Genomic DNA, 13,751 nt, shown 5'->3' on the forward strand with positions numbered 1-13,751 from the left:
TCTAGGTATTCCGACGTGTCTTATGAAGTTTAACTTTTAACAAAAAGGATATATAATTACATCCATTTACAACTGTGACAATTGAAAATTAGTTTAATAAATTTTGAAATTTAATTGAATGAAATCTTCCGAGATTAACAGTTTGTGAAGTTGCTCTACAGATGTTTGTTTTTGTAAGAAATCAATTTTTAAATTAATTAATCGCAACACAGTCAATAATTTCGCTGTATCATTACTTTTAAATCCAAATGACGTCTTTGGTTTTCTAACTGGTTTCAAAGGTTTTTGAACCACTTCTTTTTTGGGAACATTAATTTTTTTAATTAATTATTCATCCAATTCCTCATCATTGAAATACTTTTCCGCAATTTCTGGAATGGTAAACAAATCGTGTTCTGAATATTGGCCGTATTGCTCTTGCAATTCAACATATAGCCTTATGGCTGACACTTTAAGGTAATGGATGATATAATTGTCATCATTTCCTAAATCGTCCGTTATAGCCCTGTCACCAACGTATTTTGCAATATCATTTAGATACTTATCAAATTTATTCGATAGTACTGTGTAGGTATATTTATTTTCATATATCGTTGCATTTTGGGGAAAGTCAGTGACAAATGAAAGAATTTCCGTTTCAGTTTGATTAAAAATCAATTTCTGATAATATTGCTTTTTGCTGCTTAAGGGTCTTTTAAAATTTAATTTGAAAATGCCATTTGTAGCAATAGAATCTAGCTTTATATCTGGAAGTAAGATTTGGTATTCTCTTTCTGACCTATGGTCCCGATGTAAACCTTTAGTAATGGAAACTAAATTTGAAAATATGTTATTCATTATAAATCCAATTGAATACGGTTGGCGGCATCTTTCTTTTTGTCGTCGATTACCTTTGCATAAATCTGGGTTGTTCTCAATTCTTTATGGCCTAATAATTTTGATACTGTATAAATATCAGTACCCAAAGTTAATTGCAAAGTTGCATACGTATGACGCGCGCAATGAAAGGTAATACTTTTTGTGATTCCTGCTTTCATCATCCATTGTTGTAACTTTAAATTAGACCAGGCACTATAATGTAAATCTTTGAAGATTTTATCTTTTGGCTCTCCTTCTTCTCCTAGTAATTCCCTAGCTTGTTCAGAAATAGGTAATGTTTCCGCTCCTTTTGTTTTCTTTTGTCTGAATCGTATATAGTATCCCATTTCTTTAGAATGCTGTACCTCTGACCATATTAACTTTTCAATGTCTGACCATCTTAATCCGGTTATTGCTGAAAATATAAAAGCTTTCTTTAGTAGAGGCAACTCACATTCTGTATTGGCAGCTCGTTGTAATTCATCAAGCGTTAAGAATTCTCGTTGAGGTTCCCCTTGTTTAAAATACTCAACACCAGTGGCAGGATTCATTTTTAAAATTCCATCTTTTACTGCATGTTTTAAAGCAGCTGCGAATTTCCCATAATAGGAATATTTGGAGTTTTGAGAAAGCTTTTTTCCTGCTCTTGCAATGGCATCCTTGTCCAAATAATCTCTGAACCTTTCAACAAATATTTTGTCAATATCCTGAAAACTGACATCATGTGGACAGAAAGCCTTCAGATGTTTTAACATGCTATTCCAATTGCCATAATTTCCAGCACTTGTATTCTTCTTTTCTACCAATGTTGAAACATAGGTAATAAAGCTTCCTTTTAACTTCTCAATATCTCGAAAGCCATAAATGCCGTTTTGGATTTCAATTTGGCGTTGTGCACAAATGGTTTCAGCCAATTGCTTGGTTTTCTTGTTGACTTCTCTTTCTGTTTTGGTTTGAGGATTAGGCGTAAGATATAATCTCAAATACTCTGTTTTTCTTTTGCCCTTATGGTAGTAGTCCAAATACAAACTAATACTGTCATTCTTTTTGCGCTGTCTTAATGTAACTTTCATAGTAAATCAATTAAAAAGGTTTTCAATTTGCCAACGAGCAACTATATGTTTTCTACCAAAGGGAACCGCTTTTAAACGTCCTTGTTGAATCATTCTTTGAATGGTCCATCTACTTACACCAATGAGTTGAGAAGCTTCTGTAACGCTTAAAAAATCCTTGTTGTTTACAGCATCTTGATTGTAGTGATTAACGATTTCTCTTGGCTGTTGCACAGCCTTATCAAGTGTAGTTTGTATTTTCTCATTGCGCTTACGTGCTTTATAAGCTTTCTTCGCACAGGTATCGCCGCAATAATTAGTGACAGTAGTACGAGCAGTAAAGGCCTTACCGCAATGTTTACAGGATTTTGGAATGAATAAATTACTGCTCATAAATGGTGCTTTATGTAGCGTTATGGTGCAACGTGGGGCAATATGGTGCATCATTTCGCCAATCCTACTGCCAACAGATTTGGGCAACAAATCCGTATTTAAGGCAACAGATACACAACAAATTTAATGAAAAAAGAGCAAATAAGCAACAAGTAAAAGAATATAAAGTGAAGAAAAACAATAAGTTAACAAGCAAAAGAAGGTAAGTTACTTCCCAATACAAAAATTAGCAAAAATATTACCCAGTAATTCATCATTAGTCACTTGTCCTGTGATTTCTCCAAAATGATATAAAGCTTGACGAATATCTATAGCTAATAAATCCCCTGATAAATTAGTATCTAAACCATATTTTACTTTTTGAATTTCCTCAAAGGCTTTTAACAAAGCATCATAATGCCGGGAGTTTGTTATAATGGTTTCATTATTTCTTAAAGCGCCCGTATTAATTAAATTTAAAAGCTTTTTAGTTAATTCTTCAACACCTAAACCTGTTTTTGCACTTAACATCAATATTTCTGGTATCTCATTTTTAATATTTTCAACTTGAGTTGCTTCGATACTATCTACTTTATTAGCAATTATAATGAGAGGTTTTAAAGGATATTTATTTTTAATTTTTTCAAGCTCTACTTTAAACTCTTTACTATGTATATCAAATTGAGAGCTATCAAATAAATAAATAACAACTTGAGATTGCTGAATTTTTTCAAATGTTTTCTTTATTCCAATACTTTCTACTACATCGTTAGTTTCTCTAATTCCTGCAGTGTCAATAAATCTAAAACCAATTCCACCTATAGAAATTTCATCTTCAATAGTATCTCTTGTAGTTCCTGCTATTTCAGAAACAATAGCCCTTTCTTCATTTAACAACGTATTTAATAAGGTAGATTTACCAACATTAGGCTCTCCCACTATGGCAACTGGAATGCCGTTTTTAATAACATTCCCAACTGCAAAAGAATCTATCAATCGTTTTAAGACAAAGGTAATTCTTTCTATTAAATCATTAAATTGTTTCCTATCTGCAAATTCCACATCTTCCTCTGAGAAATCTAACTCTAATTCTATAAGTGATGCAAAATTTAATAACTCTTGACGAAGTTTTGCTATTTCAGATGAAAAACCACCACGCATTTGTTGCATCGCTATTTGATGCGATGCTTCGTTATCACTTGAAATTAAATCTGCTACAGCTTCTGCCTGACTTAAATCTAACTTACCGTTTAAAAATGCACGTAGAGTAAATTCTCCAGCTTTTGCCATTCGACAACCATTCCTTAAAAATAATTGAATAATTTCTTGTTGTATAAAGTTTGAACCATGACAAGAAATTTCAACAACATCTTCACCTGTGTAAGAATTTGGGTTTTTGAAAACAGATATTAAAACTTCATCAATTATGCGGTTTTCATCTAATACATGTCCTAAATGTATAGTGTGGGTTTTTTGATTTGCTAATTTTTTTCCTGAAACTGATTTAAATTGTTTTTCAGCTAATATAACGGCATCTTTTCCAGATAATCGAATAACTGCAATAGCACCTGCGCCAGAGGGCGTAGCTAAAGCTACAATAGTATCATTATATATCATGGATTGATATTATTTTTTAAAATTGGTAAATTAAAAAGCCTCTAATTGTTATTACTTAATAAATAAATACCATCGTTTTTAATTTCAATTTTTTTTTCTTTATAAAGTGTTCCAACGGCTTTTTTAAAGTTCTTTTTACTCATTTGTAATACATTTTTAATAGCTTCAGGATCTGATTTATCTGTTAAGTTTAAAAAACCACTATTATCTTCTAACTCTTCTAAAATCCTTTTAGCATTTGGTTCTATATTTCTATAACCAATTTGACCTAATGAAATATCTAATTTATTACCAGTACGTATTTTTTTAACTATTCCTTTTAACTTATCGCCTACACTAATATCTCTAAAAATACTGTCTTTGTAAATTAATCCTGTGTGGATTTTATTTACAATCACGTTCATTCCAATATCTGAAGGATGCGACGCAATTAAATCAACTTCATCAAATTCCTTAACGGTTAAATTTTTATTTTCTAAAAATCCATTAGTTTTACTTGAGGCTACTAACCTTTCCGTTTTTTCATCTAAATAACAATGCACAAAATACCAACCTCCTGGTTTCATTTTAAAAGCTTGTTCTTTAAATGGGCAAAATAATTCTTTAACCAATCCCCAATCTAAAAAAGCACCATAATCAGTTACTTGATTACAACGAAGTAAAGCAAAATCACCTTTCATAATATAAGGTATATCTGTAGTAGCTACAGGGCGTTCTTCATTATCTAAATAAACAAAAACGTCTAACTTATCCCATATTTTAAAAGTTTCGGGTACATATCTATTCGGAAGCAATACTTCGTTATCTTCATTATCAATTAAATAGACTCCATGATCTGTTTCACGAAGTATTTCTAGTGTATTAACTTCTCCTAATTTTATCATACAACAAAGGTAATCATATTAGTTTTTTAAAATAAAAAAGCGCTACAATATTGTAACGCTTTTTAAATATTTTATTCTGTTAATATTAATAAACAGATTCTTTTTTGAAATGTTTAGTCAATAAATAATAAACTACTGCTCTGTACTTATTGCGGTTAGATTTTCCATATTGTTCAATAACTGCATCAATAGCTTTATCTAAATCAGGACTATCTTTTAATCCTAATTTTTTAATCAAGAAATTGTTTTTAACTGTAGCTAATTCTTTTTCGTCTGAACCAGAAACTGTTGAAGAATCTGCATTGTAAATTGAAGGTCCGCAACCAATTGTTACTTTTGTTAATAAATCCATGTCTGCAATAACGCCACATTTTTCTTTTAAATCAGCAGCATAATTTGCAATAAGTTCATCTCTTTTACTCATAATGATTTCATTTTAATGTATTAATAAAAACTATTTAATAGTTAACTATAATAAATATAACTATTTTTTAGAAACATTAATTATTTATAAGTCACATATTTACTTAATAAACTCAAAATAATTTAAAAGCACTTCGTCATTTAGATGTTTAGGAGTGAAAATTTCTAAAAGTTTAGGCTGATTGGTTGAGCTGTAAAATGATTTTAAAGCTGATTTTAAAGAAGCATCATCAATAACACTATTGTACTTAAAACCAAACATTTTACATAAATGTTCAGCAGTAAATTTATGATTTGTTTCAAAGTAAGTATCAAAGTTTTCGGTGTTTTTATGACCTGGTAAAATTCTAAAAATACCTCCTCCTCTATTATTAATTACAATAATCCGGAAGTTTTTAGGGATATAATTATTCCACAAAGCATTACTGTCATAAAGAAAACTCAAATCACCCGTAATAAAAAGCGTTGATTTTTTATTTGCAACAGCACTACCAATTGCGGTAGATGTGCTTCCATCAATTCCGCTAGTTCCTCTGTTGCAAAAAACCTCAATATTTTTATTCAAATTGAATAATTGTGTATATCGAATTGCTGAACTGTTACTAACCTGAAGTGAATAATTACTTGGTATAGACTTCAAAACTTTATCAAAAACGCTGAAATCTGAAAAAGGAATATTATTTATATATTCTTTATGTTTTTTTAATCTTTTTTGTTTTATGGTATCAAAAATCTCCCTGTAATCACTTTTTACATAGTGAGTTACTTTTGGCAAAAAAGCTTCAAAGAATTCATTCGGTGTTGTTTCTAAATGATTGCTTAATGAGAAAAAAGTATCGTTAGCAGTTTTATTATCTATATGCCAGTGTTGTTGAGGTTTAAATTTCCTCAAAAACTGTTTTATTTTTTTTGAAACAATAAGTCCTCCAAAGGTTACTAAAATATCTGGTTGTAATTGCTTTTGTTCGTCTGGTGTTAGTGGTGCTATAATTTGATCGATACAATTAAAAAAACAAGGGTGATGCAGATTAGATGTGGTTTCGGTAAAAACTATAACACTATCATCTTCTGCCAATTCTTCAAACCACTTTGTATCAATTTCGTTAGGATAATTAACACCTACTAAAATCATTTTTTTTGTAGCATTATTCCAGTCTTCAAAACAAGATTTCAAAACATAATCTTCAATTTCATTAGGTTTTGAAGTGGAATCAAAAATTTTAGGAGATACACTTAACTTATCAACAGTTTCATAAAGCGGCTCATCTAAAGGTATATTAATGTGAATAGGGCCTTTTTTAACAATTGCAAAATTAATAGCATTGTTAATTTCTTCTTCATTAAAAGTTTGAATATCTTTTTGTAAGCCTAAAAACCTTTCAAACTTATCTTCTAAATTTTTTAATATGGGTAATTCCTCATTTTCAGGAATGTTCTTTTCATCTTTTAAATCCAATTTTAAATTAGCAGAATATAAAATATGATTATCAAAGACATTTTTCTGATTTATAGTTTGTCCGTCACCTATCCCAATTAAATGTTTGGGTCTATCAGCTGATAAAACAATTAAAGGAATATCACTATAGAACGCTTCAGCTATAGCTGGATAATAATTTAAAAGTGCACTACCGGAGGTACAAACAACTGCTGTAGGTTCTCGCAATTGTTGAGCAATTCCTAATGCAAAAAAAGCAGCACAACGCTCATCAACAATGCTGTAACAACTAAAAAAAGTATCATTAATAAAACCAATAGTTAAAGGAGCATTCCTACTACCAGGAGATATAATTATGTGCTTAATATTTTTTTCTTTACAAAGCTGAATAACAGTTTGAGCAAGAGGAATTTTCGGGTAAGTCATGTAAACTTAAATCTTACTGCAAAAATAATAAATAGGAAGTGATTAAGCGAATTACAAAACGTTTTTAATCACTAAAGATTTTGAAATGGTTTCTTGCCATTCATTCTCTGCAATTGAGCTTTCAGTTATGCCGCCGCCAACATAAATAACGGCTTGATTATTTTGTATTTGCATACACCTTAAGTTTACATAGAGCTGCGTAATTTTTTTTGTAATGGCATAAGCTCTATTCTCAATATTCCGTCTTCCAGATCTTGGAGCTTTGAATGTTTCAAAATTTAATTCACCTAAAAATCCAGTATAAAATGTCCTATAGTAACCCTCGTTTTCTGTAATAAATTGTTTTGCAGCTAATTTTGGCAAACCACAAACTGCAGGTGTAGGATGTAGCGCTCTTATAATGTGAAGTAATGGCATATTATCCTTTAATTCTGCACAAATAATGGTTTTTAAGTGTAATAAATTACCGGCCTTAACTGTTTCTGTTTTTGATACTTTAAAGTTTTCAATTGATGGTTTTAAGTTATCAATAATAAAATCTGTTACAAATTGTTGCTCTTGTCTTTCCTTATTTTGCCACACAACATCTAAAGTACCCTTATAATCTTGTGTACCAGCTAATGCCATAATAGAGAATTGTTTACCATCAATTTTAAGTAATGTTTCTGGTGTTGCTCCTAACCACAAACCTACTTTTGGATGATACCAACAATATACAAATGCTGATTTATAAGTATTTAAAAGCCTTTTGAAAATATTGATTGGGTTGTTATCTGAAAGCTGAACTATTTCCTGCCTCGACAACACTACTTTTTTAAAAGCGCCATTGTTAATAGCCTCAATACCCTTGTTTACTAGATTTATATGAAAATCTTTAAATACTATTGAATGACTTTCGTTTGTAGATGAGATTCCTGTTTTTGAAGACATAACAATTGGTACTGATAAACTAATAGATTCAGAGGCATCAACGGGAATTAAAACCGATTTTTCTAATTCATCAAACGGAGAAAAAACAAAGCCTTTTTCCGTATAATCTTCAATACAAAATAGTGAATCATCCTTTTGCAGTAAACCAAAAACCTTTTCTTCATTAGGCTTTCTATAAACAACAAATGGTAAATGTTTTTCGTGCTGCATTTCAACACTTGAATAAAATGCTTCCGAGGTCATTAATTTTTTTTAGGTAAAGAAATCGTTGAAAGCTTACAAATAGAAATTAAATTATCATGATCATCTGTAATTCTTATATCCAATAATTGTGTGGTTCTACCTTTATGTAAAAAAGTAGCTTTAGCATAAACAAAACCTTCTTTAACACTTTTTAAATGGTTTGCAGAAATCTCAATACCCCTGACAAAAAAATTATCTGTATCCACAAAAATATGAGCTGCAAAACTACCTACACTCTCCGCCAGTGCCACTGTTGCGCCTCCGTGTAAAATACCATCTGGTTGATAAACTTTAGAATTAACAGGCATTCTGGCAATTAAAAAATCATCACCAAAATCAACCATTTCAATATTTAGAGTTTCCATTAGGGTGTTTTTAAAAGCTTTAGTAGACTTTTCCAACACCTCTTTTTTAGATAATTGCATATAATAAATGTATTTTAAATCGCGTTTGTAAAAATACAAAATGCATAGGTAATAGGTATTAAATTTCTATTTCATTTAGACAAATTTAACTATTAGCAAACCCATAAAATGAAGGCACCAACTTTAGAAAATAATCGTGTAAAACTAATACCTTTAGGTTTAGTGAATTTTAAACATCTAACTGAAATTTCTCAATGAGAAAAACTTATTCAATATTCCCTATCTAAAATTGATACAATAGAAGATTTAAAAATTTATGTGCAAACAGCTATTGATAATTAAAATCTTAACAATGCTATGCCTTTTATTTTTTATGATAAAGAAAAAAACACCTATGAAGGAAGTACAAGGTTTATGAATATAAATTGGAAAAATAAAGTTTTAGAAATTGGTTCTACATGGATTTGGAAACAATTTTACGGAACTGGATTAAATAAAAATATGAAGTTTTTAAAGGTACAATATGCTTTTGAAACTTTGGGTTTTATAAAGTTGAATTTAGAATAGATGAGCGTAACATAACCTATAGAAAAACTGTTTATAAAATTGGAGGCACCTTTGAAGGGCTTTTGCGTAAAAATATATTAATGCTTGATGGTTTTAAAAGAAGTACCTGCTGTTATGGGATTTTAAAAGAGGAATGGGACTTGGTAAAATGAAGGTTTTTAAGGGATATTAAGGTTATTAACTAAATTAATTTTATTGAATTTTTTTGTGATACATCTTTTAATAAATAGTAATTAATCATTTTTTCAGTTGTTTTTGCTCCTATTATAGGGCCTAGAATCTTAATTAAATTTAACCCTGTATAATCAGAAAAAACAAATCCTAAATAACCACCAATTGATATTCCTAATAAAGCTAACCCAATAAACTTTAACATACGCTTTTTAGCTAATTTAACATGCCTTAAATTACTTTCTTTATAATTTTTATTGTAATTTATATATTGTCCTAGGTTAGTTATGAATTTTACATACAGTTCTGAAAATACAATTGGTGTTAAAAATCCAAACCCTAGAGTAAAAACATTATAACTAATGTTAATCTAATTTTCTTCAATAAGATTAACATTAATTTTGGTTTCCCATTTTAAAGGATTTATTTTCCAACCATCAAATAATGAATAATTTTTGAGAAAAATTAAGTGATTATTTTCATCTTTTATTTCAATAAAACTATAAAAATTAAAATATAACTTCAACTTATTGTTTAAATCAGCAGAATCACCAATTATAAGTTCAAAGTTTTGTTTATAATTTTTCATCAATCAATAATTATGGTATTTTACAATTACTATTTTAACTTAGATTTTCAAAGAATAAATCTAAAATAATTAAATTAAAAAATATCATTCCTATTCTCTATATCTTCTTTTTAGGATTTATTAATGCCAATGCAAAACTATCAACTGAAGATCAAAAGAAAGAATTTACAGCTGGCGCTTTAATTTCTGGTGCTACATACGGTATTATTTACTCAAAAACTTAGAATAAGAAAAAAGCTTTTTGGTATAGTTTTGGTACTGCTACAATTGCCAGATTTGCTAAAGAAATTTATGATAGCGAAAGATTTAATTGAGGTTTAGATACTGGTGAAGCTATTGCGGCTTCTTTAGGTGGATTAAATATGAGTACTTGTTTTGCCTTATTTGTTTGTAAAAATAAAAAAAAAGCAAAACTAAAAATGTAGCTTTAGTTAACTAACCAAACGTTTGATAATTTCTCTGATAGGTAAAATTTCAGAAGTATAGGCGATACTTGGTCCTGCAACCCAAACTGTTTTATATGTAGCCTTTGTAGCTGCATTTTTAGTAGCATTCATACCTATAGAAAACCGAATCATTTTTACCCACTTTTTTAGCTTTTTATTTCTATTTAACACAGATTCTAACCATGTTTGTTTGGTACCTATTTTTTGTACATATGGTGTATTTATCACCGTACATGGCGTACCAGAAATACGCTCCGTTACAACAATGTCATCAGCTCCATAGGTCACACAAGCTTGTTTATATTCCTCAGTAACACCAGCTTCAATAGATGCTATAAACGGACTTCCTACTGAAACACCATCGGCTCCGTAACTTAACATATTATCAATATCAGCTTTACAACCAACACCTCCAGCAGATATTACGGGTATTGTTAATTCATTACTTAATAAGCTTGTTAATTCCTGAGGTGATAAGTTACCTCGGTGTCCACCAGCTTGATTATTTACTGCAATAGCAGCATCTGCACCTAAATCTTCAACTTTTTTAGCAAATTTTAAATCAACTACATCACAAAACACTTTAATACCTACTTTATGAGCTTGTTTTATGGTTTCTTCAGGACTCCCTAAAGAGGTTATTATAAAATCACATCCTTCCTCACAAATAACTCTTAATTGCTCCTTATATTTAATATTCGATTTGTTAACGATTAAATTAAAGCCAAATGACCCCCCTGATATTTTAGCTACTTTTAATTCGTGGATAGCAGTTTTTAATTCTTCTAAAGTCCTATAATTTAACGCAGGAATACAACCTGCAATACCGCCTTTCATAGCTTCAATTACCATAGCTGTATTAGAAACCAAAAACATAGGAGCCTGTATTATTGGGTATTTTATATTTAAGAGTTTTGTGAGTTTCGTTTCCATTGTAATAATTTATATTTAACAAATATAATAAATTATTATGCATGCATAACAAGTGGGCCTGATCATAAAAACAAAATATTTAATGGTATATTAAATGAAAATAAAATTAAATATCAAAAAATAAATTATTTTATAGTATAAATATAACTAGATTGAAGTGTGATTTTAAATGATTAGTGTGCTCTTAGCATTATTATTGTAAATCTGAACTATTCGCAAGAAGCGATATTAAATAGTTTAACTTATACAGATAATATTTAATCTAAAAAACTCGACAACGCTAGTATAAAAGTTTTTGAAAATGATTCATCAGACAGAGATAATGGGGAAATTGTAACAAGTTATGATTATAATATTAAAAATACTAAGTTTTTAAAAATGTAAAGTTGTCTCCTTTTATTAGAAAATGCATCTTTTATACTATTAAGGGTATACAATTTATCATGATAGATATATTTTACCGTACTCTACTAAAAACAAATAGAGAAAATTCTCAAATAAGTTTAAAAAATAATAGCCATAATAAAATTTTGAAAATTGGTTTAGATAGTAAATCGATTTAATATTTTTATTAAATTGATAAAGAGCAAAATAAAACATTACGCTCTATATTATATAAATAAAAAAACGTCATCAGATGCCTGATGACGTTTTGTATAAAAGCAAATTTTATACTAACTAAATTATGCTTCTTGCTTTTTTACTGCTAAAGAATAAATAACCAAACCAAATCCTATTTTGTTAATAGCATCAGCTATGTTATATGCAACATCAATATTACCAGCAGGTATCATACTATTATACCAACCATCTGTACCCATCATATAACCTAATGGATAGATGGCCCAACCTACTAGCACAAACCAACATAAAATTTTGTGTGCTTTTAATACTTCTCCACCTGCTGCAACTGCTAATTTTTTAGCGCTTCCTAACCAGATTTCATATACAATTACAAAATAAGCAGCACCAGATATAGCACCCCACAATGCAGCTTGATCTGTGAAGACAGCTTCTCCAAAATAACCTGTAACTAACATAATAACAGATAATCCAATCATTTTCCACATTAAAGATGATTTAGCTCCAGCAACTTTAAGTATTAAATAAAACTCAACACACATTAATGGCACTGTTAAAATCCAATCTACATATCTGAAAAATGTAGGAGATTCCATGTTAGCAGCCCAATAATCTCTCATGTAAAAATAATGTACTGCTGCAATAAATGTGATTAGTCCAGAAACTAATACAGAAGTACGCCACTTTTTATCAAATTGACTTAATGATAAAAAGAAAAAAGCTGAAGCGGCCATCATAGCCATACATCCAACAAAGAAAGTGAAGCCTACATAATCTGTAGGATCCATTTTAGACGTAATGTCTCCTAATAAAAATAAATTTGTCATAAAAAATTGTTTAAATGGTTAATTGTTCAATCAAATATAAAAAAAATCAAACAAAAAAAATATTATTTTTATAAAATTTTATAATTATTTTTATAAAATAAACAAAATCAATGCAAAAAATATATAATATCTCAATTCTTTTAAGTTTTGTAGGTTTATGGATTACATCCTACCTATCTGGAACTACTGAAATAATTTTAGGATTTATTTTGATTTTTTCGTTTGGTATGTTGCATGGTTCGAATGATGTCTTGCTAATAAATACGATATCAAAAACACAACATAAAAGTGCTTTAATAAAAATTTTATCTATATATCTATTAACTGTTTTTTCAGCAGTTGTGATTTTTTATTATTTACCACTAATCGCATTAATACTTTTTATAATTTTTAGTGCATTCCATTTTGGTGAACAACATTGGGAAAATAAAAATCTTAATCTCCCTAAATCTGTTTATAATATTTTCTACTTTATTTATGGGCTATTAGTTTTGCAAACTTTATTCATTCTAAATACTAAAGAAGTTATAGAAATTGTTAACTCTATAGCAAATTATAATATTACCGATACCTTAATTAATTATTCCTTTATTATCACTTTAATAACTTATTTGATTTTCAACGTTTACTTAATAATTAATAATTTTAAATCTTTACTGGTTGTTTTTTTTACAGAATTATTTTATTTCGTTGTTTTTGCTGTTATTTTTAAGGTATCTACTCTTATTTGGGGCTTTACTATATATTTTATTTTTTGGCATAGTATTCCCTCTTTATTTGAACAAGTTTCTTTTATTTATGAAGATTTTAATAAAAAAACAATTATAAAATATTGCATGAATGCATTTCCCTACTGGATAATATCTCTAGCTGGTATTAGTATTGTTTATTATTTTTTTAAAGATGATAAAATGTTTTACGGTATTTTTTTCTCTTTCATTGCAGCGGTTACTTTTCCCCATGCTTTAGTTATAAATAAAATGTTTTTGCATAAAAAAAGCACTATCAAATAAATGATAGCGCTTTTTTTA

The 13,751-nt window shown here is 29.0% G+C and carries 14 protein-coding genes and 1 pseudogene; 2 read left to right on the forward strand and 13 right to left on the reverse strand.

Translation table 11 applies throughout. From position 1 onward, the window contains the following. Window positions 1-93 precede the first annotated feature (93 nt). The 9 genes and pseudogenes from AC1XJX_RS04730 to AC1XJX_RS04770 form a co-directional block, all read right to left on the reverse strand. Window positions 94-837, reverse strand: a pseudogene (locus AC1XJX_RS04730) (DUF6617 family protein). Then, window positions 837-1,931, reverse strand: coding sequence for a site-specific integrase (locus tag AC1XJX_RS04735; RefSeq protein WP_482002820.1), 1,095 nt, complete (start codon window positions 1,929-1,931; stop codon window positions 837-839). Before AC1XJX_RS04735 ends, AC1XJX_RS04730 begins: the two are co-directional and overlap by 1 nt. Window positions 1,932-1,937: 6 nt before the next feature. Continuing rightward, the gene (locus AC1XJX_RS04740) at window positions 1,938-2,354 is read right to left on the reverse strand and encodes a helix-turn-helix domain-containing protein (RefSeq protein WP_482002821.1); all 417 of its coding nucleotides are present in this window, start codon (window positions 2,352-2,354) and stop codon (window positions 1,938-1,940) included. Between the two features lie 156 nt (window positions 2,355-2,510). After that, window positions 2,511-3,899, reverse strand: a complete 1,389-nt coding sequence (gene mnmE, locus AC1XJX_RS04745) for a tRNA uridine-5-carboxymethylaminomethyl(34) synthesis GTPase MnmE (protein ID WP_482002822.1) — start codon at window positions 3,897-3,899, stop codon at window positions 2,511-2,513. 41 nt (window positions 3,900-3,940) lie between these two features. Continuing rightward, window positions 3,941-4,783, reverse strand: coding sequence for a CvfB family protein (locus AC1XJX_RS04750; protein WP_482002823.1), 843 nt, complete (start codon window positions 4,781-4,783; stop codon window positions 3,941-3,943). 85 nt (window positions 4,784-4,868) lie between these two features. Continuing rightward, the gene (locus AC1XJX_RS04755; protein ID WP_482002824.1) at window positions 4,869-5,207 is read right to left on the reverse strand and encodes a DUF2853 family protein; all 339 of its coding nucleotides are present in this window, start codon (window positions 5,205-5,207) and stop codon (window positions 4,869-4,871) included. Window positions 5,208-5,306: 99 nt separating this feature from the next. Beyond that, window positions 5,307-7,067, reverse strand: a complete 1,761-nt coding sequence (menD, locus tag AC1XJX_RS04760; protein ID WP_482002825.1) for a 2-succinyl-5-enolpyruvyl-6-hydroxy-3-cyclohexene-1-carboxylate synthase — start codon at window positions 7,065-7,067, stop codon at window positions 5,307-5,309. A 51-nt stretch (window positions 7,068-7,118) separates the two neighbouring features. Continuing rightward, window positions 7,119-8,240 (reverse strand): chorismate-binding protein, encoded by a 1,122-nt coding sequence (locus tag AC1XJX_RS04765; protein WP_482002826.1) that lies wholly within the window; start codon window positions 8,238-8,240, stop codon window positions 7,119-7,121. Further along, the gene (locus AC1XJX_RS04770; RefSeq protein ID WP_482002827.1) at window positions 8,240-8,665 is read right to left on the reverse strand and encodes a PaaI family thioesterase; all 426 of its coding nucleotides are present in this window, start codon (window positions 8,663-8,665) and stop codon (window positions 8,240-8,242) included. Before AC1XJX_RS04770 ends, AC1XJX_RS04765 begins: the two co-directional genes overlap by 1 nt. A 297-nt stretch (window positions 8,666-8,962) precedes the next feature. On the opposite strand from AC1XJX_RS04770, the gene AC1XJX_RS04775 reads away from it, so the two are divergent. Continuing rightward, window positions 8,963-9,172, forward strand: coding sequence for a GNAT family N-acetyltransferase (locus AC1XJX_RS04775; RefSeq protein WP_482002828.1), 210 nt, complete (start codon window positions 8,963-8,965; stop codon window positions 9,170-9,172). Between the two features lie 181 nt (window positions 9,173-9,353). Here AC1XJX_RS04775 and AC1XJX_RS04780 read toward each other — a convergent pair whose 3' ends face one another. From AC1XJX_RS04780 to AC1XJX_RS04795, 4 genes are all read right to left on the reverse strand, one after another. Next, complete coding sequence (locus AC1XJX_RS04780; RefSeq protein ID WP_482002829.1) at window positions 9,354-9,548, reverse strand: hypothetical protein; 195 nt, start codon at window positions 9,546-9,548, stop codon at window positions 9,354-9,356. A gap of 165 nt (window positions 9,549-9,713) precedes the next feature. Continuing rightward, the gene (locus tag AC1XJX_RS04785; RefSeq protein ID WP_482002830.1) at window positions 9,714-9,932 is read right to left on the reverse strand and encodes a hypothetical protein; all 219 of its coding nucleotides are present in this window, start codon (window positions 9,930-9,932) and stop codon (window positions 9,714-9,716) included. A gap of 431 nt (window positions 9,933-10,363) precedes the next feature. Beyond that, on the reverse strand, window positions 10,364-11,311 hold the full coding sequence (locus tag AC1XJX_RS04790; RefSeq protein ID WP_482002831.1) for an NAD(P)H-dependent flavin oxidoreductase: 948 nt from the start codon (window positions 11,309-11,311) through the stop codon (window positions 10,364-10,366). Window positions 11,312-11,994: 683 nt separating this feature from the next. Continuing rightward, window positions 11,995-12,720 carry a bacteriorhodopsin-like gene (locus AC1XJX_RS04795; protein WP_482002832.1) on the reverse strand — a complete coding sequence of 242 codons (726 nt, stop codon included), beginning with the start codon at window positions 12,718-12,720 and terminating at the stop codon, window positions 11,995-11,997. A gap of 110 nt (window positions 12,721-12,830) precedes the next feature. Here AC1XJX_RS04795 and AC1XJX_RS04800 point away from each other — a divergent pair, with 110 nt between their 5' ends. Continuing rightward, the gene (locus tag AC1XJX_RS04800) at window positions 12,831-13,733 is read left to right on the forward strand and encodes a Brp/Blh family beta-carotene 15,15'-dioxygenase (protein ID WP_482002833.1); all 903 of its coding nucleotides are present in this window, start codon (window positions 12,831-12,833) and stop codon (window positions 13,731-13,733) included. The last annotated feature ends 18 nt before the right edge of the window (window positions 13,734-13,751 follow it).

Source organism: Flaviramulus sp., assembly GCF_982512915.1.

Coding starts and splice junctions, on each gene's coding strand:
- AC1XJX_RS04735 (WP_482002820.1), bottom strand. CDS start 1,931: ATGAAAGTTACATTAAGACAGCGCAAAAAGAATGACAGTATTAGTTTG.
- AC1XJX_RS04740 (WP_482002821.1), bottom strand. CDS start 2,354: ATGCACCATATTGCCCCACGTTGCACCATAACGCTACATAAAGCACCA.
- mnmE (WP_482002822.1), bottom strand. CDS start 3,899: ATGATATATAATGATACTATTGTAGCTTTAGCTACGCCCTCTGGCGCA.
- AC1XJX_RS04750 (WP_482002823.1), bottom strand. CDS start 4,783: ATGATAAAATTAGGAGAAGTTAATACACTAGAAATACTTCGTGAAACA.
- AC1XJX_RS04755 (WP_482002824.1), bottom strand. CDS start 5,207: ATGAGTAAAAGAGATGAACTTATTGCAAATTATGCTGCTGATTTAAAA.
- menD (WP_482002825.1), bottom strand. CDS start 7,067: ATGACTTACCCGAAAATTCCTCTTGCTCAAACTGTTATTCAGCTTTGT.
- AC1XJX_RS04765 (WP_482002826.1), bottom strand. CDS start 8,240: ATGACCTCGGAAGCATTTTATTCAAGTGTTGAAATGCAGCACGAAAAA.
- AC1XJX_RS04770 (WP_482002827.1), bottom strand. CDS start 8,665: ATGCAATTATCTAAAAAAGAGGTGTTGGAAAAGTCTACTAAAGCTTTT.
- AC1XJX_RS04775 (WP_482002828.1), top strand. CDS start 8,963: ATGCCTTTTATTTTTTATGATAAAGAAAAAAACACCTATGAAGGAAGT.
- AC1XJX_RS04780 (WP_482002829.1), bottom strand. CDS start 9,548: ATGTTAAAGTTTATTGGGTTAGCTTTATTAGGAATATCAATTGGTGGT.
- AC1XJX_RS04785 (WP_482002830.1), bottom strand. CDS start 9,932: ATGAAAAATTATAAACAAAACTTTGAACTTATAATTGGTGATTCTGCT.
- AC1XJX_RS04790 (WP_482002831.1), bottom strand. CDS start 11,311: ATGGAAACGAAACTCACAAAACTCTTAAATATAAAATACCCAATAATA.
- AC1XJX_RS04795 (WP_482002832.1), bottom strand. CDS start 12,720: ATGACAAATTTATTTTTATTAGGAGACATTACGTCTAAAATGGATCCT.
- AC1XJX_RS04800 (WP_482002833.1), top strand. CDS start 12,831: ATGCAAAAAATATATAATATCTCAATTCTTTTAAGTTTTGTAGGTTTA.